Genomic DNA, 19563 nt, shown 5'->3' with positions numbered 1-19563 from the left:
ATGCGGGTTTTTACGCCTGACACAAGTCAGAAAGCCTAAGCACGTCCCCGCATCATCAGCCCATAGACCGCCGCGGCGATCGCCAGGCCCACGAACCAAGCGTAGGTGTAGAGGCCCGTCCAGAACGCACCGACGCCGCTGAACAGGTGCGGGGCGGCCGCCGCCAGGAAGCCCGGCAGGTTCGGCGCGACGCCCAGCACCAGGGCGATGATCGCCGCCGGGTTCCAGCCGCGCCGGTAGGCGTAGGCCCCATCACGGACATAGAGGTCGTCCACCGCCAGTTGCGCCTTTCGCACCAGCCAGTAGTCGACGATCAGGATGCCGGCGATCGGCCCGAGCAGCGCGCTGTAGCCGACCAGCCAGGTGAAGATGTAGCCCTGGGTGGTCTCCAGCAGCTTCCACGGCATGATCACCACGCCGATGCCGGCCGTGATCCAACCGCCGATGCGATAGCTGACCTTGCTGGGCCACAGGGCCGAGAAGTCGTAGGCCGGCCCCACCAGATTGGCGGCGATGTTGCAGCACACGGTGTCCAGGCTGATGATCAGGAGGCCCACGACCACGGCGATCCCGCCGATGTCGCCGGCCAGCTGCACCGGGTCCCAGACCGCCTTGCCGAAGACCAGCACCGTGGCCGAGGTGGTCATGACGCTGACCAGGGCCAGCAAGCCCATCGGTAGCGGCAGGCCGATCGCCTGGCCCAGAATCTGATCCGACTGCGCCTTGGCGAAGCGGGTGAAGTCGGGAATGTTCAGGGCCAGGGTCGCCCAGAAGCCGACCATCGCCGTCAGGGCCGGGGCGAACACGCTCCAGAACTGGCCTGCCTTGGCCCCGCCGTCCGCGAAGGCTGAGGGCTGATGCAGGATCGGTCCCACGCCGCCGGCCTTCGACACCGCCCACCAGACCATCAGGCCGCAGATCGCGATCTTGATGGGCGCGGTCCAGGTTTCCAGCTTGCGGACGGCGTTCAGGCCCTTGGTGACGAACAAGAGCTGGATGGCCCAGAACGCTAGGAAGGCCAGCAGCTGTCCCGCGCCTATGCCCAGCAGCGGCAGCGGCGCGCCCTCCAGCTTGCGGCCGACGATGACGCCCAGCAGGGTCAGCAGCGCGCCGCCGCCGATCCAGGTCTGGATGCCGTACCAGCCGCAGGCGACGATCGCCCGCGCCACGGCCGGCACCCGCGCGCCCTTCCAGCCGAATGAGGCCCTCGCCAGCACCGCATAGGGCACGCCCCAGCGCGCGCCGGCATGGCCAATCAGCAGCATCGGGACCAGGACGATGACATTACCCAGCAGCACGGTCACCACGCCTGCCCCGCCGACATGCCCTGCTCGATCAGACCCGAGGCCAGCATGTAGGCCGGCACGCAGATCACCATGCCCAGCCACAGCGCCGCGAAATGCCACCAGCGCCAGGTGCGCTGCGCCGCGCTGGTCGGCGCCAGGTCCTCGTTCCACAGGTCGCTGTCGGGCGTGCTCATGCGGCGAAGCTTAGGAGCGGTCGGGGATCTCCGGCAAGATGGCGGAACGCCGGTCTTCGGACTCCGCGCCGGCGACCCGTTCCAGATTGTCGATCAGCCGGGTCAGCAGTTGGACCAGGGTCGCCGTCTCATCCTGCGAGAAGCCGTCCAGCACCTCGGCATTGCCCTGCAGCAGGACGGTTATGGCGTCCGGCAGGCGGCCCTGCGCTGCCTCGGTCAGGGTGATGCGGCTGCTGCGGCCGTCGGCGGGATCGGGTGTGCGCCGGATCAAGCCGTCACGCTCCATCCTGGCCAGCATCTGGGCCATCGGCGGCTGCTCGATCCGAGCGAAGCGGGCCAGGTCGCGTTGGGTGCTGGCCTGGCCGTCTCGCAAGGCGACCAGCACCGGCAAGTGCCCGACCCCGAACCCCAGCGGCTTCAGCCGCGCCTCGCTCAGCCGCGTGACGCCGCGGGACGCCAAGCTGATCAGGTGCCCCGGCGTCGACAGCACATCCATCACATCACCCCTTGCGCTTGCTCCAGATAGATACATATGCACGTATGCAATTGAGCGCAATGCACGGAGACGAGCTGATGGACGCTGATATCGAGACCCTGGAACGCCTCTATGTGCGCTTCAACGCCCGCGACATCGACGGGGTGCTGGTCGCCCTCACCGACGACGTCGCCTGGGCCAATGCGATGGAGGGCGGGCACGAGCACGGCCACGAGGCTGTGCGCGCCTACTGGACGCGGCAATGGGCCATCGTCAGCCCGCATGTCCAGCCCGTGAGCTTCGAGCGCACCGCCGACGGCGCGGTCGTGGCGCGGGTCATCCAGACCATCCGCGATCTGGACGGCAACCCTCTGGAGGGCCAGACGCACGGACTGAAGGACAAGACCGTCGGCCACGTCTTCCGGCTGCGCGACGGCAAGGTCACGCGCTTCGACGTGCAGGACGAGGTCTAGAGCAGCGCCGCGTAGGCCAGGGTCGCCAGGCCAGCGAAGAAGACGACGCTCAGCGCCACCAGGGTCGCCCTGCCCCAGTCGAAGCAGGGTCCGCCGTGGCGCAGCACCGGCGGCTGCGGCTTGGTGATGTCACACGCGCGGAAGAAAACCGACTGGGTTTCCCCAGTCGCATAGGATGTCCTTCTGGCCATTTCGGCCTCCCTGACGAGTGCGCCTCTATCGGACGCGTGCAGGAAGGTTAACACCACTCGCCTGACGGGCGAATGGGCCGACCGATCACTAGCGCGTGGGACGAATTCCAGGCGCGAGGCCTGCGCGTCGAAAGATCAGAAAAAAAGGCGCCGCTCAGAGTTTGAGCAGGCGCCTGAATTCTAGTCCGCGTGGCCCGGAGTCCGGGGTGTCGCCCACGCCTCGGAGACGTCGGCCAGGGCCACGTCCAGGCAGTCGACGCTGACGCGCATGTCGCCGCCGCCCGCGAAGACCAGGGTCACCACGCCGGCCGGCGCTTCCTCGGCGGGCTCGAAGCCGATCGACATCAGCGAGACCACAGCCCCCTTGGCGTCGCGGCGCAGATTGCGGGCCTGCACGCCGGTGACGTCGCCGAACTGCAGGGCCGAGCGCACGCGCTCACCCTTCTTGGCGTCCGCTTCCCAGCGGAAGCGGTTGCAGGCGATCGTCAGGGTGCGGCTCTGCGCGTCCCAGCGGATGTCGCCGATCTTGGCCACAGCGTCCTGCAGGGCGGCCGACAGCACGCCGAGATCCTCGACGTCCTGAGCCAGCAGGCGCAGCGGCTTGCCCGTCTGCGCCATGACTACAGCTCCGGCTCGCCGTCGCCCGCGATGCGGCGGACCTGGGCCCCGCAGGCGCCCAGCTTTTCTTCCAGGCGCTCGAAGCCGCGATCCAGGTGATAGATGCGGCTGACCGTGGTCTCGCCGCGCGCGACCAGGCCGGCGATCACCAGGCTAACCGACGCGCGCAGGTCGGTGGCCATCACCTCGGCGCCTTCCAGCTGTTCGACCCCGCGCACGCGGGCCTCGCCGCCCGACACCGAGATGTCGGCGCCCAGGCGCATCAGCTCGGGGGCGTGCATGAAGCGGTTCTCGAAGATGGTCTCGCGAATCCGGCTCTCGCCCTTGGCCGTGGTCATCAGGGCCATGAACTGGGCCTGCAGGTCGGTGGCGAAGCCCGGAAATGGTGCGGTCTCGACGTCGACGGCTTCCAGGCGGTGGCCGTTGCGGCGGATGATGCAGCCGTCGGCGGTCTGTTCGACACCGGCGCCGGCTTCCTTGAGCTTGTCCAGCAGGGCGTCGATCAGGCCCGGACGGGCGTTGGTCAGGCGAACCTCACCGCCGGCCATGGCGGCGGCGACGGCATAGGTGCCCATCTCGATCCGGTCGGGGATCACCGAATGGGTCGCGCCGTGCAGGCGAGCGACGCCGGTGATGGTCACGGTCGGGGTGCCCGCGCCCTCGACCTTGGCGCCCATGGCGTTCAGGCACTCCTGCAGGTCGACCAGTTCCGGCTCGCAGGCGGCGTTGTGGATCACCGTCGTCCCTTCAGCCAGCACGGCGGCCAGCATGGCGTGCTCGGTGGCGCCCACCGAGACGAACGGGAAGGTGATCTCCGCGCCCTTCAGGCCGCGCGGGGCCTGGGCGTAGACATAGCCTTCGTGCAGGTCGATCTTGGCGCCCAGCGCCTCAATGGCTTGCAGATGCAGGTCGACGGGGCGCGCGCCGATGGTGCAGCCGCCAGGCAAGCTGACCTTGGCCTGGCCCGAACGGGCGACCAGCGGACCCAGCACGTTGAACGAGGCGCGCATCTGGCGAACCAGGTCATAAGGCGCAAAGCCGCTGGTGATCTCCGCGGCGTGCAGCAGCGTCTGCTGGCCGTCGGGGCCGTCGCTCTCGGTCACTTCCACGCCCAGGCGCTTGAGCAGTTTGCCCAGGAAGCGCGTGTCGGCCAGGCGCGGCATATTGGTCAGGCGCAGCGGCTCGTCGGTGAGCAGGCTGGCGGCCATCAGCTTGATGGCCGAGTTCTTGGCGCCGCTGACCGGGATCGACCCGTTCAGCTGCGCGCCGCCGATGATGGCGATGCGATCCATTCACGTCCCTCGAACGCGCGGGCGGTGGGGGCTGTCCGCGCGGCTCACATGTGAGGGGCGGGTTCTATCCGTTGCAAGAGGGGTTGCAAGAGCTTCCCCATCTTAAGTTGGCCCGAGACCTGGATAGAAGAGCTCACAGCGGCGCGGAGAGGTCGTAGGGCCGTTCGTCGTCGGGCCAGCGCAGATCGTGGGTGGTGATCGCCAGGTCCAGGGCCAGCTGGACCAGCTCCAGGGCTTTGCGCGTCGCCTCCAGCCCGTCGCGGCCGAAAGCGGCCTTGCCGTAATCGGTGTCGAACCCGCCGCCATCGCCGTCCAGGCGCACCGCGACCGCCCATCCCTGCCCGTCCGGATGCGCGAACGGGACCGACATCTCGATCGTCAACGCGACCCGCTCACCGCCCCTCAGACTTATCCCCAAGAGCTTGCGAACGACGTTGTACGGTTGCGGCGCGGCTTCGGCTGCAGCGGCCGCCGGGTCGCCATCCTCGCGAAAAGCCCCACGGGCCGCGGCTTTTCGCTTCCGCAGGTTCGTCCGGAGCGCTTCGGCCAGCTTGGCTTCACGGGTGGATTTGTCGTCGCTGATCGGCATGCGACGGGGGTGCGGCGACAAACTTCTTCGGTCAAGGCGATTTTAGGCTTGGCGATCGCGATTCCCGTCGCTATACGCCCCTCCTCTTCGCCGCGGTAGCTCAGTGGTAGAGCGCATCCTTGGTAAGGCTGAGGTCCTGGGTTCGAGTCCCAGTCGTGGCACCATCGGGACCCAAAGCAATTCAAAGCTTTGGGTCCCGACCATTAGCGAAGAGATTCCCTCCTGAAATTGTCCGGCCGGCGCGTTTTCCGACACGCCTTGGCGCTCAGTCGCGCGGCGTCGTGACCGCGTCGATAACGCCGAAATCGGTGATGACCGACGTCGGGCGGCCTTGGGCGTCGTAGCCGACCCAGGACGCATAGAAGCCGTCGCCCCAGCCGGATGAGAACATGGCGATCCCGCCGGGGCCCACGGTTTCCATCAGCGCAAACTGATATGGCATGCCCAGCTTTGGCCCCTGCGCCTCGCCCCGCACTTGCCACTGCTCTCCCAAAGCTTCCCATGCGTCGGACGGGAGGGCCTTCAGGGACGCCAGCGCCCCGCCATCGATGAAGGCGCCGGTCCCGGCGTCCACGCCGTATCCGAAGACTTCCGAGCCCTTGAGGCTGCGGGCGTCCTGTTCGGCCGTGACGGCGATGCGCCACCGGACCGGAGGCTTGTCGGACAGCACAAGGCGAGCCAGGGCGATGCGGTGTCCGCTCTTGCCCGTGTCCGCCACGGCCAGGTCCACCGGATAGCGCCCGGGCGGAATGGCCAGATCGAGGGCCTTTTCATCGCCGGAGAGCGTGAACGGGTCGGCGACCATGAGCCGGCCGCTCGACAGGTTCAGCTCGCCCAGACGCACGACACGGACCGGATAGCGCTCGCCATCCGCCTCCGCGACGAAACCGCCACCGAAGGCGGCTTTCAGGACGTCAGGCTTCGGCTTGACCTGGGCGTTCGCCGTACAGCCACAGAGCAGGGCCACACACAGAAGAAGGGCTTTGCGAAACATCGATCTCTCCCAGGGAGGGATAAAGCCATGTCGCAGGCGAGGCAGCTAGGGTTCTCCCTAATGCCGCTCGCGCCTGGACGGACATAGGCTCCGCATCGAGTTCGCCAGGGAGCGTGTCCGATGCAAGTGTCTGCCGCCAGCCGTTCGAGCGTGGAAACCAGCAGCGCCGGCGGAGGCTCGTCCAGCGAGCACATCGTCAAGAGCGGCGAGACCCTGTCGGGCATCGCCGCCGAGCGGGGCGTGTCCCTGAACAGCCTGCTGGCCGCCAACCCGCAGATCGTCAATCCGAACCTGATCCGCCCGGGCCAGGCGGTGAACGTGCCGCCGCGCGAAGGCGACAGCAGCTATGTGATCAAGCCGGGTGACACCCTGTCGGCGATCGGCGCCAAGCTGGGCGTGTCCTGGCAGGCGATTGCGCAGGCCAACAACCTGCGCGACCCGAACCTGATCTCGCCGAACCAGGAACTGGTGATCCCCGGCGGCGGCGCGCCGTCGAGCACGCCCAGGCGCCCGGCCAACGACACTTCGCCCGCGACGGGGCCGACGACCGGGACTGCGACGGGAACCGCCGCGCCGACCGGCGCCCTGCCCTCCACCGAGGGCATGAGCAACGCGCAGAAGTTCGAGCTCTATTCCAACTACGTGAACACCTATGGCGACGCCCAGGCCAAGGCCGATCTCGCCGACGGCAAGCAGGTGATCCTGGGCCTGCGCACCGACACGGCGCTGAACGTCAACAACGGCAAGGGCGCCTATGACGACCGGGTCGTGGTGCTGCAAGCCGGCGCGCAGGTCCGCGAGTTTTCGGCCGCCACAGAACCCTCCAGCCAGTACGACGGCCGCTTCGGCGGCGACGCCGACAGCGACGGCCGCAAGGAGCTGGGCCGCATCGCCGAGGGCACGGTGACCTTCAGCAAGAGCACCAGCGGCAAGCTGGGCGACGTGCTGCGCCCGACCGAGGCCCACTCCATCGTCCGCGACACCAATCACGACGGTCGCATCGGCGCCGGCGACAAGACGGTGCAGAGCACCGACGGCTCGTTCCTGTTCCACGCCGGCGGCAATACGAACACCGGCTCGGCCGGCTGCCAGACCATGAAGCCGGGCGATTTCCAGAGCTTCTGGAGCAGTTTGGGTGACCAATCGAAGTTCAACTACGTGCTGGTCAATGTCGGCACGCAGGGCGCCCCGACCACGCAAGCGCAGACCCAGGCGACGACGCCGGCCAACACCGACCAGCAGCCCATCGGCGGCCTGTCCGAGCAGTACGAATCCGGCGGCCGCGGCCCTGGCACGGTCTCGTCAGGGACCGGCGATCCGGGCGGCGTTTCGTACGGCACCTATCAGCTGGCCGGCAATCGCGACCGCCCGCAGCAGTTCCTGGCCAACGAAGGCCAGCGCTGGGCCGCCGAGTTCGGCAACTCGACCCCGGGTTCGGCCGCCTTCAGCGCCACCTGGCGCGAGATCGCCGCCCGCGAGCCGGAGGCCTTCGAGGCCGCCCAGCACGACTACATCCAGCGCACCCACTACCAGGTCCAGGCCGACCAGGTTCAGGGCGGGACCGGCATCGACGTGACCAACCGCTCGGCCGCCCTGCGCGACGTCGTCTGGTCGACGGCCGTCCAGCACGGTCCAGAGACCCAGGTCATCGCCCGCGCAATCGCCAATGTCCGCGCCGACGGCCACACGCCCAGCGAGGGCGACGCCTTCGACCGCGCCCTGATCAATGCGATCTATGACGAGCGCGGCCGGCGCAGCGACACCGGCGGCCTGGCCTATTTCACCAGCGCCAGCGCCGCGGTGCAGACCTCGGTGGCCAATCGCTTCGCCGAGGAGCGCCGTGACGCGTTGAACATGCTGAACCCGTAACGGGAGACCGCATGAAGACGCTCATTGCGCTGGCCGCCTTGGCCTTCCTCAACGCTTCCCCGCTCGCCGTCGGCGACGACCTGGCCAAGGCCCATGCGGCCTGGCCGGGCACGCGGCTGAAGATTGTCCAGGACTATCCCTGGGCCAAGTTCGCCGTGCTGCGCGACGGCCGCCCCGTGGCGGTCCTCACCTTCGACGGCGAGAACGAGGAGCTGGCCGACGGCTCCAACAGCTTCAAGCGCATCGGCGAGACGGTCGACTGGTCGGCCCTGAAGCCCGCCTTGAAGGTCACCCGCATCGAAGGAGCCGGCCGATGAAAGCCATCGAAGCGATCGACGGCGTCTCGCTGTCGACCGACGTGCCCCGCCCCGCCGCCGAGCACGTCAGTGTCGCGCGGGTGGCGGTCGAAGCGATGGCGGCCATGGCGGGCTCGGCCGTCGCCGATCCGCTGGGCGGCGCCGATCGCGGTGTGGTGCTGAGCCAGGGCTGGAGCGACATGCACCAGCAAGGCCACGCCCAGGTCGCCGGCGATCTTCGCAGCCTGACGGCCCAGACCGGCCAGACGGTGGCCGCCCGCCTGTCGTCCAGCTCACCGGTCGACGCCGGCCGCATCGAGCGCGCCCTGATGGACTTCGCCCGCGCCTTGAGGGTTCAGGCCCAGGAGCGTCCGCACCTGACCACCGCCAACCTGGTCGAGCCGCTGCTGCGGGCCCTCGGCGACCAGCTGTCGCCCCTGCCGGGCGCTGGCCAGGATCCGGTCGAGAGCTTCGTGCGCCTGATCGACTCCGCGCGCGACCAACTCGCCCGCTAACTCTTCCTTCCCCTCCCAAACAAAAAAGAGCCCCCGCCGAAGCGGGGGCCAATCAGCGCTCCGGGAAAGCGGAACGCTTGGGGTGTGGGACCCAGAGGGAGGGTTTTTGTTATTAGAAGTTGGGGCTGGGCAGCCCCAGGAAGCGGGCGGCCAGGCTGGTCTCGGTCTGCAGCGAGGCGCCGGCCAGCAGGTTGATCCCGCCGCCGCCCAGCAGCCAGCTAGTCAGGAACAAACCGAGGCTGCTGTTGAAGCTCTGCAGGCCTTCCAGCAGCGCCTTGTTTTCGTCGCGGGTGAGGTTGAAGTCGGCCTGGCCGACATCACCGCCGGTCAGGTCGCTGCTCCAGCCGGTCGTGGAGGCGTCGTTCTCGTTGATCACCAGGCCGTCGTCATTGGCCGCGTCGATCGCATAGCCGTTGCCGCCCAGCGAGACCGACAGGTCGCCCTTGGTCAGCTCGCTGACGCCGTCGATGACCAAGGCCTGGTCGCCGCGGGTGACCACCACCTGGCTGGCATAGGTCATGTCGCGGCCGTCCTGCGACTTCTCGGTGTTGATGGTGATCTTCGTGCCGTTCTCGAGCTGCAGGGTCGTCGTGCCCCAGAAGTCGCCGACGGCCTTGCCGTTGTATTCGAAGTGGGGGTCGCCCCAGATCCGCGTGTTGTTGCCGTCGGCGTCACGCACGACGATCTGCGAGTTGGCCTCGTCGATCGACAGGGTGTAGCCGTCGCCGATGTCGACCTCGGCCTTGCCCTCGGCGGGCATGGTCGCGGTAAAGCGCGGCGCCTCGGGCGGGGCCCACACCGCGCCGCCGGCGGCCGAGCCCAGCGCGAACTGCATGGTCCCGAAGTTCATCGACTTGCCCAGCTGGGCGGCGAAACCGGACAGCAGGGTGGCGTTGATCGCGCCGGTCAGCGCCCCGTTGATCGTGGTCATGGGTGAGCCCCTTTCCAGAAGGTTCGGCCGCTCGTCGGCCTCGGAAAGGAGCTTGGTCCCAGGTCGCCTGGGCCGATAGCTGGGGCTTATCCCATTGGGGAAAACCCTAGCTTGGGGGGAAAACCCTAGCTCAGCCGCCGGCGGTGCGGGACATGGTCTTCAGCACCTGCAGGATCAGCGCTGGCCGCGCGCCCATCTCATTGAGCAGCAGCTGGACGAAGCCGGTCATCATCGCCACCAGCACCGCCGTGGCGATCCAGGCCTTGATGGCCAGGCCCAGGGCGAAGACGTTCAGCTGCGGAGCGTAGCGGTTGGCCAGGCCCAGGCCCGCGTCGACCAGGAACAGGATCACCAGGGCCGGCGCGGCCAGCATCACCGCGATGGTCATCAGCCGCGAGAACTCGCCCTCGAACAGGGTCAGGCTGCGCAGGCTCAGCACCGGCGACAGGCTGCCGATCGGCCACAGCACGTAGCTGTCCAGGATGGTGCCGACCATCAGCAGCAGGCCGCCGGCGAACATGAAGACGAAGTTGGCCAGTCGGGCCATGAACTCGCCGGTCAGCGAGGTCTGGTGGCCGCTCAGCGGATCGACGACCTGGGCCATGGTCGCCCCGACCTTGGCGTCGATGATCTGGCCGGCCGCCTCGAACGCCCACAGCATGGTCGAGAAGAAGAAGCCGATGATCACCCCGACCAGCGCCTCCTTGCCGAAGATCAGCAGCCATTGGACCGTCGGCAGGTCCAGCTGGGTGACCTGCGGCTGCATCGTCACCACGATGATCCCGAAGCACAGGAAGATCGAGTTACGCACCAGGGCCGGCACGGTGTCGGGCGACAGCAGCGGCATCAGGGCGAACGCCGCCGCGATCCGCGTCGCGCCCACGGCCAGAACCAGGGTCTGGCCGAAGACGGCGGTCATCCAGTCTGGCGTAGGACTCATCGGCGGATCATGGCCGGGAATTCGGTGAACACTCGGTCCCCGAACCGATAGAGCGAGCCGCCCACCAGGCTGGCGGTGGCGAAGATGGTCAGCACGATGGCGAAGAACTTGGCGGCGTATTGCAGGGTCTGTTCCTGCAACTGGGTGGCCGACTGTACGATGGCGACCAGCAGGCCGACGATCGAGGCCGCGGCGATCGGCGGGGCCGACAGCACCAAGACCAGCCACAGGGCTTGGTTCACCAGCTCGATGGCTTGCGAATTCATCATGGCGGGCTCCTTCAGGCGTAAGAGAGAACGAGGCCATGGGCCAGCTTCACCCAGCCGTCGATCAGCACGAACAACAGCAGCTTGAACGGCAGGCTCACGGTGGTGGGCGACAGCATCATCATCCCCATGGCCAAGAGGATGTTGGAGACGACGAGGTCGATGATCAGGAACGGCAGGAAGATCAGGAAGCCGATCTGGAAAGCGGCCGACAGCTCCGAGACGGTGAAGGCCGGGACCACGACGATGAAGTCGCGCTCGGTGATGGCGGCGGCGCGCTCGGGGGTGTTGATGCGGCGGGCGGTCTTCAGGAAGAAGGCGCGCTCGCGCGGGCTGGAGTGCTTGATCAGGAAGCCCCGCAGCGGCTCCTTGGCGCGCTCGACGTAGTTGTAGAGCTGCTTGGTGTCGCTGCTGATCGCCGTGGTCGGCGCCTGGTTGGCCGTGACCCGGCCGATGTCCTGGGCGACCGGGTACATGACGTACAGGGTCAGGATCAAAGCCAGGCCGTTCAGCACAATGTTGGGCGGCACCTGCTGCAGGCCCAGGGCGTTGCGCAGCAGGCTCAGGGTCACGACGATCTTGGTGAAGGAGGTCACCATCACCGCCACAAACGGCGCCAGGGCCAGCAGAATGACCGTGATCAGCGCCGAGCCGGGCGAGAACTGGGTAAGGTCCATCCGGATCAGGCCTCCAGGCTGTCTATGACCAGGCCATAGGCCTCGCCCAGCGCCACCAGGCGGCCGGCGGCCACGGGACGCTCGCCGGCCAGCAGCACGGCGCGGGCCTCGGCGGGCGGGACTTCCAGCGTGACGGTCGAGCCGGGACGCAGGGCGGCCAGCTGAGCGACCGTCAGCGTCACCTCCCCCAGGGCGACCCTGAGGGTCACGGGCAGGTCGGCCAGCGCGCCCGGATCGGGGGATGCGGCGGGGTCGATTTGGATGGACAGGTCGCTCATGGCGATCGGCTCCAAGCTGTTGATCGAGAACCGCCCCCCGGCGGGTATGAAGGCGCCCCGCGCGCGGCGGCCGGCGACGGCCAGGGTCGCCACAACGGCGCGCTCGGCGCCGAACGGCAGCAGGACGACGTCGCCGACGCCGAGGCCCTGACTGGCGGGCACGGTCGGCCCATCCAGGGTCAGGACGACCGGCAGAGGTACAGACAGAGCCGAGAAATCCGCTTCAGCGCCCAGCTCGGGCCAGGCCTCGGCGGCGGCCAGATCCAGGGCCAGCACCACCGCGTGACGGCGCACAGCCTCGGCGTCGAAGGCCTCCAGCCCGATCAGTAGAGCCGCCTCGGCGCCGTCCTCGACATCGACCGGATCGAAAGTGAAATCGCCGGTCTCCAGCGCCGCCAGCAGCGGCTCCAGCTGGTCGAGCCGCGCCAACACCTCGGCGTGATCGCGCGGCGTCGCGTCGGTCTGGGCCAGGCCCACCCGGCCGGCGGTGGTGTCGAACACCACCCACGGCGCCTCGGGCGCGTCTTCGACGATCGCCGCCTTCAGAGTCAGACCCTCGACCGAGCGGTTCAGGATCGACAGCATCCGTTCGCGGGCGGCCGCTAGCCGCGGCGAAAGCGGCGGCAGACGGGCGACCAGCGGTTCGCCCATTGCTTCTTTTGGCGTGAGCAGCTCGCTCATCGGGCGCCGTCCATGCGGCCAGCCACCGCCATCCGCACCAGGTTGGAGACGTTGCTGGCCCCCATCTTGGTCATGATCCGCGAGCGATGCAGCTCGACCGTCTTGGGGCTGATGCCCAGCTTGTAGGCGATGACCTTGTTGACGTCGCCGCCGACCACCAGGTCCATCACCTGCCGCTCGCGCTCGGTCAGGGTCGACAGGCGCTGCTGGAAATCGTCCTGCTCAGGGCTGGCCGTCGGCAGGCTGGCGAAGGCCTTCTTCAGGGCCGCCTCCAGCGCCGCCTCGCGGAATGGCTTCTCCAGGAAGGTCACCGCGCCCTTGCTCATCGCCTCGACGGCCAGGGGCACGTCGCCGTGGCCGCTCATGAAGATCACCGGCCGCTCGCAGCCGCGGGCGCGCAGGGCGTCCAGCAGCTCCAGGCCCGACATACCCGGCATCCGGACATCGAACACCAGGCAGCTGCCGGCTGGCGGATCCCCGGCGTCGAGGAAGGTGCGCGGATCGTCATAGGTGCTGACGGCGTAGCCCAGGCTTTCCAGCCACCAGGCGGCCGACTCCCGGAACTCGCCGTGGTCGTCGACCAGGCAGACCTCGCCGGTCACCGCCGGCTCGGATGTGGACGGAGTCATGGTTCTTCCTCCTGCTGCGCGCCCGAAAGCGCGATTGGCAGCGCGATGTGAAAGACGCTCCCCCCTCCGGGTCCGGCGGCGTGCCACAGCCGTCCCCGGTGCAGCTCGACGATCGAGCGGCAAATTCCCAAACCGACCCCCATCCCGCCCGCCTTGGTCGAGCTGAACGGAGAGAACAGACGCAGGGCCTGGTCCTCGGGCACGCCCGGCCCGGTGTCGGCGATCGTCACCTCGACGAAGCGGCCGTCGGCGCTGACCACCCCGGCCAGCGCCAGGCGGCGCGGGCCCGGCCGGTCGCGCATGGCGTCCAGACCGTTGCGGGCGATGTTGACCAGCACCTGCTGGACCATCACCGCGTCGCCCAGCACCGGCGGCAGGTCGTCGGCCAGATCCGAGCGCGCCTCGACGCGGTCGCGGACAATCTCCCAGTCCAGCAGATCCAGCGTCGCGCGGGCCAGGCCGGCCAGGGCCAGCGGCTCGGCCTTGGGCTTGCGCTGCTCGACGAAGCCGCGGATGCGCTGGATGACGTCGGCGGCGTACAGCGCCTGCTCCGAAGCCTTGGCCAGGGCCTCGTCCTGCGTCTCCGGCGTCAGCGCGCCGCGCGCCGCCCGGGCCCGCAAGCCGCGAACGATATTGGCGATCGAGCCGATCGGCTGGTTCAGCTCGTGGGCGATCATCGAGACCATCTCGCCGACCGACATCATCCGCGAGGTCAGCAGCAGCCGTTCGCGGTCGGCCAGGCGGCGGCCCTCGGCGGCCTGGCGCTCCTCGGCGCTGGTCAGCATCAGCCAGACGCGTTCGTCGGCGTCGCGGGAGGCGCGGGCCTCGAACACCGCGCCATCCTCGGGCGAGGCGACCCATGCCGGCTCGCCGCGCGCGGCGGCGTCGAAGGCCGGGCTCAACACCGCGCCAGGCAAGGCCCCCTCCTCCAGCGCCGGCAGCAGGCGGGCGAAGGCGGGACTGCGCCAGGCCAGACGCGGCGGCGCGCCCTCGAAGGCGGCTACGGCCAGGTCCAGGGCCGCCAGGGCGGTCCAGGCCGGATCGGACGGCGGCTTCGCCCGTTGAGTCAGGGTCATGCGGCGCGCATCCCTAGGGAAAACCCGCATGGCCTCATCAGCCCATATTTCCTATCTAGGCTGTGAAGGAGACCGTCATGAGCACGATCCGCAACGACCTGCAGGGCCTGTCGTCCGCCTGGGCCGCGCGTCTCGACCTCGACGCCGGCGTATCGCGCCGCAGCGACTCCGAACCGTTCGGTGACTTCTCGGCGTTCAGCGCCTCGGAAGCCGGCTCGGTCGATCTGACCGCCTCGAGCTTCAGCGCCGATGACGCCGCCCGCACGGTTATCGACCGCTTGACCGAACTGCGCAGCGACAGCCTGTTCTAGGCGCCCCCCCGCTAGATGATTGAGCGCGCTCTCAAAGCCGAACCCGACTGGCGCGGCGGCGCGGCGGCCCTGGCCGCCGGCCTGCAGGCCCAGACCACCCTCGACGGCCGCGTCGATGTGCTGGAGCGCGTCTGCGACGGTTTCGGCGAGGCGCTGTATCCCGGCTTCGCCAAGCTGCTGGCCGCCCTGGGCCATTTCGGCTCGCCGGCTGTCAAGACGCTGGCCGCTGACGCGCTCGCCCATGCCCTGATCACCGCTCGCCTGCCCTCGACCCGCGTGCCGGCCTGGGGCGCTTTGCCCGGCGGTTTCGGCGGCGCTTCGCGTCCAGTGGGTCCCTTGGAATTCCTGTGCGTCTGGCTGGTGCGCGACGTCGCCCGCGAGCGGCTGGATGATGAGGCCTTCAAGAGCGCCCTGACTCTGGTGCTGGATCTCGTTTCGGCCTCGCCCCGGGCCGCGGCGCTCTATGCCGACAAGCTGCTGATCGATATCGAGGACCCGGCCGAGGGCCTGCACGACGCTGCCAGCCGCCGGCTGGTCCAGACCCTGGCCGAGCACTGGCGCGCAGGCGAGACCCCGGACCGCATCGCCGAGGCGGTGCTGCGCAGCGCCCGCGCCGATCGCGGCGATCGCTTCGGCCTGCCGGCGTTCTGACGCCACAGCCCTCACTCCATGGCCCCCGGGACCTTCGGGTCCAGACCATCCTCGCCCATCGCCAGACGCAGTTCCGACAGGGTCAGGCCACGCGCCTCCAGGCGACGGCGCAGGGCTTCCAGCGACTTGGTCACTTCCGGCGTCGCGTCAGGCCGCGCGGCCAGGATCAGCGATAGCGAGCCGTCGGCCCCGCGCTTGACGCCCAGGCCCACGACAGAGGCCTGCTCGATGAAGACGTTCAGGGCCTTGCCCTTGTCGCCCATGGCCGCGGCCCAGGCCCGATCCATGGTCGCCATCAGGGCGGTGACGTCGCCGGCCGTGCCGCCGGCAGTCGGGATCGGCACGGCCATCTCGGCCGCCTGGCCGCCGCCCTGTGTCGCGGGCGCCAGGCCCGAAATGCCCGAGCTGTCGCCCTCGGTCTTCGCCGCCTGAGCCTGGGCCGGCGCGGGCCCGAACAGGGACGACAGCCCCTCGCCTTCCCGCTCCTTCTCTTCCCGCTTGGCCGCCTTGGGCTGCGATTTCACCGGCTGGCGCTCGCGCGGTTCGGCGGCGCGCAGGAAGGCGGCGAAGTCGTCGCCGCCGCGCCAGTCCGGCGTGATCGGCGCGCTCGATTGGCGCGGGGCCGCCTTGGGCGCACGCACCCGGTCGGCGCTGGTGTCGATGTCGGGTCCGGTCACCACGCGCGTCTCCTAGTCAGGTCTTCGAGTTCGAGCTGTTCGCGCTCCTCGCGGTCGAGAAGGCGCTGGGCGCGGGCGCCCGAAAGCTGGTCGCGCATGGCGTCGCAGCGGCCCTCGGCCCGCATCACGAGGGCGACGGCTTCGGCCAGGATCGCCCGGGCGGCGTCCAGGGTGTCGTGGGCGGCGTCGCGGTCGCGGATCGCCTGGACCTTGGCGGCTGCGAGGGTTTCGCGCCGGGCCAGCCCCGCCTGGACCACGGCGGCCGAGCCGGTCAGTTGCTCGGCGAACCAGGCGTCCAGCTGACGGGCTTCGTCACCGGCGTGGAGCACGGCCGCCTCGGCTCGGGCCAGCAGGCCGGCCGCGGTGGCGACGGCTTCCTGGGCCTGAGCAGCGGCTTGGCGCGCCATGTCCAGCCGCCGTTCGCGCAGCTTTACGACAGGGGTCAAGGCTTCGATCTTCCGCGACGGGGTCATCGGGCTAGGGCCTCCAGCGCCATCCAGGCCTCGTCGAGACCGATCCGCTCGTGCGGGGTCTGGCGCAGCAGGGCGTTGATGGTGGGCCAGGCGGCGATGGCCTCGTCGGCCTGCGGATCGCCGCCGGGCTTGTACTCGCCGATGCGGAGCAGGAACTCGACCTCGGCATACTTGGCCATCCAGGCGCGGACCTTCATGGCGGCGGCCTGCCGGGCCGGACTCACCAGGCGCGGATAGAGGCGGCTGAGGCTGGCGGGGATGTCGATGGCCGGATAGTGGCCGGCCTGGCCCAGCTTGCGCGACAGATAGATGTGGCCATCCAGGATCGAGCGGACTTCTTCGCCGACGGGGTCGCCGCCGTCCTCGTCCTCGACCAGCACGGTGTAGAAGGCGGTGATCGCCCCGCCGCCCGGCGCGGAGCCGGCGCGCTCGAACAGCCGCGGCAGCTCGGCGAAGACCGACGGCGGAAAGCCCCGGCGCACGGCCGGCTCGCCGACCGATAGGCCGATCTCACGCAGGGCGCGGGCAAAGCGCGTGACGCTGTCCATCTGCAGCATGACCTTGCGGCCCTGGCTGCGGAATCCTTCCGCGATGGCGGTGGCGATATGGGCGGCGCGCACCCGCTCCATGGCCGGCCGGTCCGAGGTGGAGACGATGACCACCGAGCGCGCCAGGCCTTCCGGGCCCAGGCTGTCGTCCAGGAACTCGCGCACTTCGCGGCCCCGTTCGCCGATCAGGGCGATGACATTGACGTCCGAGCGGGCGTGGCGGGCGAACATGCCCAACAGGGTCGACTTGCCGCCGCCGGCCATGGCGAACACCCCGACCCGCTGGCCGACGCCGGTGGTCAGCAGGGTGTCGACGGCCCGCACGCCGGTGGCGAAAGTCGCGTCGATCGTCGGCCGCTCCAGCGGATTGGGCGCGTCGGCAAAGACGGGGAACAGGCGCGAGGCGCCGGTGATCGGCCCCAGGCCGTCCAGGGGGGCGCCGTGGGCGTCGATGACTCGGCCCAGCAGGCCGTCGCCGACCGCGATCTCGCCGCGGCTGGGACCGGCCACGACTTCGGCCTCGACCGACAGGCCGTCCAGGCTCGCCATCGGCGTCAGGATGGCCGCGCCGTCCTGCAGGCCCACCACCTGAGCCTTGATCGCCGCGCCGCCAGCGGGGTCGAGGATCTCGCACTCCTGGCCGATGCGCACGTCCAGGCCGGTGGCGCGGATCGTGGTGCCGAAGGCGTGGGCCACGCGGCCCCGGCGCTCGACGGTGCGGGTGCGGCGCAGGGCGGCTTGCAGCAGGTCGGGCGTTTCCAGGCTCATGCGGCGGCCTCGGTGTCGATCCGCGCGAACACCGCATCCAGCGCCGCCAGCTGGACGTCGAGCCCGGCGCGGACATGGCCAGACGGCGTGTCGATCAGGCATTCGTCGGGGCCAAGCCCCGGCTCGGCGGCGACCTCAACCCGTTCGTGGATGGGCCACAGGCGAGCCGACACCGCCCCCACCCGCTCGGCGGCGACGCGGACGCGGATCGGCTCCTGGGGCAGCAGGTCGCGCACGGCCCGCTCGGCCAGGGCGGCGACGGTGGCGTCGGGGCCCAGTTCGACGGTGATGCGGCGGACGATGTCCAGCGCGAGGTTCGCGGCCTGGCCGCGCAGGCGAACCCGCTCGGCGTCCAGCACGCGATGGATCTCGGCCAGGGTCTCGGCAACGTGGCGGGCGGCCTGGTCCAGGCCCTCGGCGCGGCCGGCCTCGAAGCCTTCGGCGCGGGCGTGGCGGGCGACGGCGTCGCGGTGCGCCTCAAGAGTCTCGACCAGCGCGGCCGCGGTCTCCAGTCGCGCGACGTCCTTGGCGGGGATAACCGCTTGGTCGCTCAGCAAGGCGGCGGTCGGGGCGCTGGCCAACAGGACATAGCTCATGCGGTCGGTTCCTGGAGCATGGCCCATTGGCGGGCCTGGGCGGCGGCGGCGCGGCCGGCGCCGGTGTCGATGGCCACGTCGGTGGTCGGCAGCAGGCGCGCGAGGCGGTCCGCCAGCGCTGGGGCCTCGGCGTCGGACCGCAGAACGGCGGCGCCGAGAGCGGCCAGGGTCTCGGCGCTGTCGGGCAACGTCTCCACCGCGTCGATCTCGCCCAGGGCGGACCCGGACAGCAGGGCGTCGAGGCGGTCGGCGCCGACGGTCTGGGCGAAGATCCGCAGCGCCTTGCCGTCGATGATCCGGCGCAGTTTCGGGGCGCAGGCCGCGACCCCGGCGATGCGCGCCAGGTCCTGCCGCGCCGCGTCGGACCACAGCACCCAGTCGGGCGCGGCGGCGACGTCGGCAAAGGCCAGCGGCGCGGCCGAAGGCGCAAGCCGTTCAGCCAGCCGACGGGCGCGCGGCCCCAGGTCGGCGCCACTCAGGGCGCGGGCCCGGGCGGCGATCTCGGCGCGGCGCGCGGCGCTCATGTGGTCGAGCTCCGCGTCGGCTGCAGGGTCAGCACCGGCTGCGGCGCCTTCTTGCGCATCCGCGAGGCGATATAGAGCCCGACGCCGACGATGGCGGCCAGGATGGCCAGCAGCGGCGCGGTAAACGACTTGGCCGGGGTCGGTGGCGGCGCGGCCACCGGACGGGCCGGGAACATCACCACCGTCACCCGATCATAGGGCAAACCCTCGATTGAGTTGGTGACAAGCGCCTTGATCGAGCCCACCTGGCTGGACAGGTCGACATCGGGATTGTGGCGGATGAACACCGAGGCCGAGGACGGCTTGGGCTCGTCGGCCAGCGGATCGGCCTCGGGTACGGCGATATGCACCCGCGCCTGCACCACCCCGTCGATCGACGAGACGGTCTGGCTCAGCTCCTGGCTGAGGCCGTACATCAGCCGCGCGCGCTGCTCCATCGGCGAGGAGACGAAGCCTTCCTTCTTGAAGACCTCGCCCAGGCTCTCGAACTTGTCGCGCGGATAGCCTTGGTCATGCAGCACGGCGACCGCGCGGGGGAAGTCGCCCGACTCGGTGCGCAGCGACCACAGCTTGCCGTCCTTCGACGCCTTGGAGGCGCCGACGCCGGCGCTCTGCAGCACCGCCACCATCTCGTTGGCCTCCCTTTCGGTCAGGCCCCCGTAGAGCTCCTTCTCGGCGCACCCCGCCATCAGAAGGGCGACGGCGACGAGAACCCCGGCGATAACGCCTCTGCGCATGACCAAGC

Annotated in this window: 25 protein-coding genes, 1 tRNA gene and 1 pseudogene; 7 read left to right on the top strand and 20 right to left on the bottom strand. The window is 69.8% G+C overall.

All coding sequences use genetic code 11. The features are described 5' to 3' along the window. Positions 1–35 precede the first annotated feature (35 nt). A pseudogene (locus ABDW31_RS07510) lies at positions 36–1480 on the bottom strand (NCS1 family nucleobase:cation symporter-1). Between the two features lie 10 nt (positions 1481–1490). Beyond that, positions 1491–1976, bottom strand: a complete 486-nt coding sequence (locus tag ABDW31_RS07505; protein WP_184717902.1) for a MarR family transcriptional regulator — start codon at positions 1974–1976, stop codon at positions 1491–1493. A gap of 77 nt (positions 1977–2053) precedes the next feature. On the opposite strand from ABDW31_RS07505, the gene ABDW31_RS07500 reads away from it, so the two are divergent. Beyond that, a complete protein-coding gene (locus ABDW31_RS07500; protein WP_184717900.1) occupies positions 2054–2428 on the top strand; it encodes a nuclear transport factor 2 family protein in 375 nt (124 codons plus the stop codon). Here ABDW31_RS07500 and ABDW31_RS07495 read toward each other — a convergent pair. From ABDW31_RS07495 to ABDW31_RS07480, 4 genes are all read right to left on the bottom strand, one after another. Then, positions 2425–2619 carry a hypothetical protein gene (locus tag ABDW31_RS07495; RefSeq protein WP_184717898.1) on the bottom strand — a complete coding sequence of 65 codons (195 nt, stop codon included), beginning with the start codon at positions 2617–2619 and terminating at the stop codon, positions 2425–2427. The two genes, ABDW31_RS07500 and ABDW31_RS07495, sit on opposite strands and share 4 nt — an antisense overlap. Before the next feature lie 180 nt (positions 2620–2799). After that, positions 2800–3237 carry a DUF2948 family protein gene (locus tag ABDW31_RS07490; protein WP_184717896.1) on the bottom strand — a complete coding sequence of 146 codons (438 nt, stop codon included), beginning with the start codon at positions 3235–3237 and terminating at the stop codon, positions 2800–2802. A gap of 2 nt (positions 3238–3239) precedes the next feature. After that, a complete protein-coding gene (gene murA, locus ABDW31_RS07485; protein ID WP_184717894.1) occupies positions 3240–4529 on the bottom strand; it encodes a UDP-N-acetylglucosamine 1-carboxyvinyltransferase in 1290 nt (429 codons plus the stop codon). A gap of 133 nt (positions 4530–4662) precedes the next feature. Beyond that, positions 4663–5118, bottom strand: a complete 456-nt coding sequence (locus ABDW31_RS07480) for a hypothetical protein (RefSeq protein ID WP_343698456.1) — start codon at positions 5116–5118, stop codon at positions 4663–4665. 89 nt (positions 5119–5207) lie between these two features. Here ABDW31_RS07480 and ABDW31_RS07475 point away from each other — a divergent pair. Further along, positions 5208–5282: transfer RNA gene (locus ABDW31_RS07475), tRNA-Thr, on the top strand. A 101-nt stretch (positions 5283–5383) separates the two neighbouring features. On the opposite strand, the gene ABDW31_RS07470 is transcribed toward ABDW31_RS07475, so the two are convergent. Continuing rightward, complete coding sequence (locus ABDW31_RS07470) at positions 5384–6112, bottom strand: DUF4241 domain-containing protein (protein WP_184717890.1); 729 nt, start codon at positions 6110–6112, stop codon at positions 5384–5386. Between the two features lie 120 nt (positions 6113–6232). Here ABDW31_RS07470 and ABDW31_RS07465 point away from each other — a divergent pair, with 120 nt between their 5' ends. Genes ABDW31_RS07465 through ABDW31_RS07455 form a run of 3 tightly spaced genes read left to right on the top strand, consistent with a single transcriptional unit; the run spans position 6233 to position 8792 of the window. Further along, positions 6233–7981: a LysM domain-containing protein gene (locus tag ABDW31_RS07465; protein WP_184717888.1), complete on the top strand. Its 1749-nt coding sequence runs from the start codon at positions 6233–6235 to the stop codon at positions 7979–7981. 11 nt (positions 7982–7992) lie between these two features. Next, a complete protein-coding gene (locus tag ABDW31_RS07460; protein WP_184717886.1) occupies positions 7993–8298 on the top strand; it encodes a hypothetical protein in 306 nt (101 codons plus the stop codon). Beyond that, positions 8295–8792: a hypothetical protein gene (locus ABDW31_RS07455; protein WP_184717884.1), complete on the top strand. Its 498-nt coding sequence runs from the start codon at positions 8295–8297 to the stop codon at positions 8790–8792. Before ABDW31_RS07460 ends, ABDW31_RS07455 begins: the two co-directional genes overlap by 4 nt. Before the next feature lie 112 nt (positions 8793–8904). On the opposite strand, the gene ABDW31_RS07450 is transcribed toward ABDW31_RS07455, so the two are convergent. From ABDW31_RS07450 to ABDW31_RS07420, 7 genes are all read right to left on the bottom strand, one after another. Then, on the bottom strand, positions 8905–9723 hold the full coding sequence (locus ABDW31_RS07450) for a DUF1521 domain-containing protein (protein WP_184717882.1): 819 nt from the start codon (positions 9721–9723) through the stop codon (positions 8905–8907). 130 nt (positions 9724–9853) lie between these two features. Then, positions 9854–10663 carry a type III secretion system export apparatus subunit SctT gene (gene sctT, locus ABDW31_RS07445; RefSeq protein WP_184717880.1) on the bottom strand — a complete coding sequence of 270 codons (810 nt, stop codon included), beginning with the start codon at positions 10661–10663 and terminating at the stop codon, positions 9854–9856. After that, positions 10660–10932, bottom strand: coding sequence for a type III secretion system export apparatus subunit SctS (gene sctS, locus ABDW31_RS07440; RefSeq protein ID WP_172268257.1), 273 nt, complete (start codon positions 10930–10932; stop codon positions 10660–10662). The genes sctT and sctS overlap by 4 nt, the downstream gene beginning before the upstream one ends. Positions 10933–10943: 11 nt before the next feature. Continuing rightward, positions 10944–11606, bottom strand: coding sequence for a type III secretion system export apparatus subunit SctR (gene sctR, locus ABDW31_RS07435; protein ID WP_184717878.1), 663 nt, complete (start codon positions 11604–11606; stop codon positions 10944–10946). A gap of 5 nt (positions 11607–11611) precedes the next feature. Then, positions 11612–12565, bottom strand: a complete 954-nt coding sequence (locus ABDW31_RS07430; protein WP_184717876.1) for a FliM/FliN family flagellar motor switch protein — start codon at positions 12563–12565, stop codon at positions 11612–11614. Next, on the bottom strand, positions 12562–13194 hold the full coding sequence (locus ABDW31_RS07425) for a response regulator (protein WP_184717874.1): 633 nt from the start codon (positions 13192–13194) through the stop codon (positions 12562–12564). Before ABDW31_RS07425 ends, ABDW31_RS07430 begins: the two co-directional genes overlap by 4 nt. Further along, complete coding sequence (locus ABDW31_RS07420) at positions 13191–14270, bottom strand: sensor histidine kinase (RefSeq protein ID WP_184717872.1); 1080 nt, start codon at positions 14268–14270, stop codon at positions 13191–13193. Before ABDW31_RS07420 ends, ABDW31_RS07425 begins: the two co-directional genes overlap by 4 nt. Before the next feature lie 77 nt (positions 14271–14347). Here ABDW31_RS07420 and ABDW31_RS07415 point away from each other — a divergent pair, with 77 nt between their 5' ends. Together ABDW31_RS07415 and ABDW31_RS07410 are read left to right on the top strand one after the other, a co-directional pair. Further along, a complete protein-coding gene (locus tag ABDW31_RS07415) occupies positions 14348–14581 on the top strand; it encodes a hypothetical protein (protein WP_184717870.1) in 234 nt (77 codons plus the stop codon). Positions 14582–14596: 15 nt separating this feature from the next. Next, positions 14597–15232: a hypothetical protein gene (locus ABDW31_RS07410; RefSeq protein ID WP_184717868.1), complete on the top strand. Its 636-nt coding sequence runs from the start codon at positions 14597–14599 to the stop codon at positions 15230–15232. Between the two features lie 11 nt (positions 15233–15243). On the opposite strand, the gene ABDW31_RS07405 is transcribed toward ABDW31_RS07410, so the two are convergent. The 6 genes from ABDW31_RS07405 to sctJ are packed head-to-tail and all read right to left on the bottom strand — an operon-like array spanning position 15244 to position 19555. Then, on the bottom strand, positions 15244–15909 hold the full coding sequence (locus ABDW31_RS07405; protein WP_343698455.1) for a hypothetical protein: 666 nt from the start codon (positions 15907–15909) through the stop codon (positions 15244–15246). Further along, positions 15906–16355 (bottom strand): hypothetical protein, encoded by a 450-nt coding sequence (locus ABDW31_RS07400; protein WP_184717864.1) that lies wholly within the window; start codon positions 16353–16355, stop codon positions 15906–15908. Before ABDW31_RS07400 ends, ABDW31_RS07405 begins: the two co-directional genes overlap by 4 nt. 23 nt (positions 16356–16378) lie before the next feature. Continuing rightward, entirely contained in the window at positions 16379–17698 is a 1320-nt protein-coding gene (locus ABDW31_RS07395; protein ID WP_184717862.1) for a FliI/YscN family ATPase, read from the bottom strand. After that, positions 17695–18294 carry a FliH/SctL family protein gene (locus ABDW31_RS07390; RefSeq protein ID WP_184717860.1) on the bottom strand — a complete coding sequence of 200 codons (600 nt, stop codon included), beginning with the start codon at positions 18292–18294 and terminating at the stop codon, positions 17695–17697. The genes ABDW31_RS07395 and ABDW31_RS07390 overlap by 4 nt, the downstream gene beginning before the upstream one ends. Continuing rightward, on the bottom strand, positions 18291–18818 hold the full coding sequence (locus ABDW31_RS07385) for a hypothetical protein (RefSeq protein WP_184717858.1): 528 nt from the start codon (positions 18816–18818) through the stop codon (positions 18291–18293). Before ABDW31_RS07385 ends, ABDW31_RS07390 begins: the two co-directional genes overlap by 4 nt. Continuing rightward, positions 18815–19555: a type III secretion inner membrane ring lipoprotein SctJ gene (sctJ, locus tag ABDW31_RS07380; RefSeq protein WP_184717856.1), complete on the bottom strand. Its 741-nt coding sequence runs from the start codon at positions 19553–19555 to the stop codon at positions 18815–18817. The genes ABDW31_RS07385 and sctJ overlap by 4 nt, the downstream gene beginning before the upstream one ends. Between the last annotated feature and the right edge of the window lie 8 nt (positions 19556–19563).

The organism is Caulobacter sp. (genome assembly GCF_039596335.1).
Taxonomy (GTDB): Bacteria; Pseudomonadota; Alphaproteobacteria; order Caulobacterales; family Caulobacteraceae; genus Caulobacter.
Note: the sequence above shows the minus strand (reverse complement) of the source record. Positions and strands in the feature narration are given on the sequence as shown.

Bases quoted from the DNA above. Each gene is read 5' to 3' on its own strand.
- ABDW31_RS07505 (WP_184717902.1), bottom strand. From the start codon at position 1,976: ATGGATGTGCTGTCGACGCCGGGGCACCTGATCAGCTTGGCGTCCCGC.
- ABDW31_RS07500 (WP_184717900.1), top strand. From the start codon at position 2,054: ATGGACGCTGATATCGAGACCCTGGAACGCCTCTATGTGCGCTTCAAC.
- ABDW31_RS07495 (WP_184717898.1), bottom strand. From the start codon at position 2,619: ATGGCCAGAAGGACATCCTATGCGACTGGGGAAACCCAGTCGGTTTTC.
- ABDW31_RS07490 (WP_184717896.1), bottom strand. From the start codon at position 3,237: ATGGCGCAGACGGGCAAGCCGCTGCGCCTGCTGGCTCAGGACGTCGAG.
- murA (WP_184717894.1), bottom strand. From the start codon at position 4,529: ATGGATCGCATCGCCATCATCGGCGGCGCGCAGCTGAACGGGTCGATC.
- ABDW31_RS07480 (WP_343698456.1), bottom strand. From the start codon at position 5,118: ATGCCGATCAGCGACGACAAATCCACCCGTGAAGCCAAGCTGGCCGAA.
- ABDW31_RS07470 (WP_184717890.1), bottom strand. From the start codon at position 6,112: ATGTTTCGCAAAGCCCTTCTTCTGTGTGTGGCCCTGCTCTGTGGCTGT.
- ABDW31_RS07465 (WP_184717888.1), top strand. From the start codon at position 6,233: ATGCAAGTGTCTGCCGCCAGCCGTTCGAGCGTGGAAACCAGCAGCGCC.
- ABDW31_RS07460 (WP_184717886.1), top strand. From the start codon at position 7,993: ATGAAGACGCTCATTGCGCTGGCCGCCTTGGCCTTCCTCAACGCTTCC.
- ABDW31_RS07455 (WP_184717884.1), top strand. From the start codon at position 8,295: ATGAAAGCCATCGAAGCGATCGACGGCGTCTCGCTGTCGACCGACGTG.
- ABDW31_RS07450 (WP_184717882.1), bottom strand. From the start codon at position 9,723: ATGACCACGATCAACGGGGCGCTGACCGGCGCGATCAACGCCACCCTG.
- sctT (WP_184717880.1), bottom strand. From the start codon at position 10,663: ATGAGTCCTACGCCAGACTGGATGACCGCCGTCTTCGGCCAGACCCTG.
- sctS (WP_172268257.1), bottom strand. From the start codon at position 10,932: ATGATGAATTCGCAAGCCATCGAGCTGGTGAACCAAGCCCTGTGGCTG.
- sctR (WP_184717878.1), bottom strand. From the start codon at position 11,606: ATGGACCTTACCCAGTTCTCGCCCGGCTCGGCGCTGATCACGGTCATT.
- ABDW31_RS07430 (WP_184717876.1), bottom strand. From the start codon at position 12,565: ATGAGCGAGCTGCTCACGCCAAAAGAAGCAATGGGCGAACCGCTGGTC.
- ABDW31_RS07425 (WP_184717874.1), bottom strand. From the start codon at position 13,194: ATGACTCCGTCCACATCCGAGCCGGCGGTGACCGGCGAGGTCTGCCTG.
- ABDW31_RS07420 (WP_184717872.1), bottom strand. From the start codon at position 14,270: ATGACCCTGACTCAACGGGCGAAGCCGCCGTCCGATCCGGCCTGGACC.
- ABDW31_RS07415 (WP_184717870.1), top strand. From the start codon at position 14,348: ATGAGCACGATCCGCAACGACCTGCAGGGCCTGTCGTCCGCCTGGGCC.
- ABDW31_RS07410 (WP_184717868.1), top strand. From the start codon at position 14,597: ATGATTGAGCGCGCTCTCAAAGCCGAACCCGACTGGCGCGGCGGCGCG.
- ABDW31_RS07395 (WP_184717862.1), bottom strand. From the start codon at position 17,698: ATGAGCCTGGAAACGCCCGACCTGCTGCAAGCCGCCCTGCGCCGCACC.
- ABDW31_RS07390 (WP_184717860.1), bottom strand. From the start codon at position 18,294: ATGAGCTATGTCCTGTTGGCCAGCGCCCCGACCGCCGCCTTGCTGAGC.
- ABDW31_RS07385 (WP_184717858.1), bottom strand. From the start codon at position 18,818: ATGAGCGCCGCGCGCCGCGCCGAGATCGCCGCCCGGGCCCGCGCCCTG.
- sctJ (WP_184717856.1), bottom strand. From the start codon at position 19,555: ATGCGCAGAGGCGTTATCGCCGGGGTTCTCGTCGCCGTCGCCCTTCTG.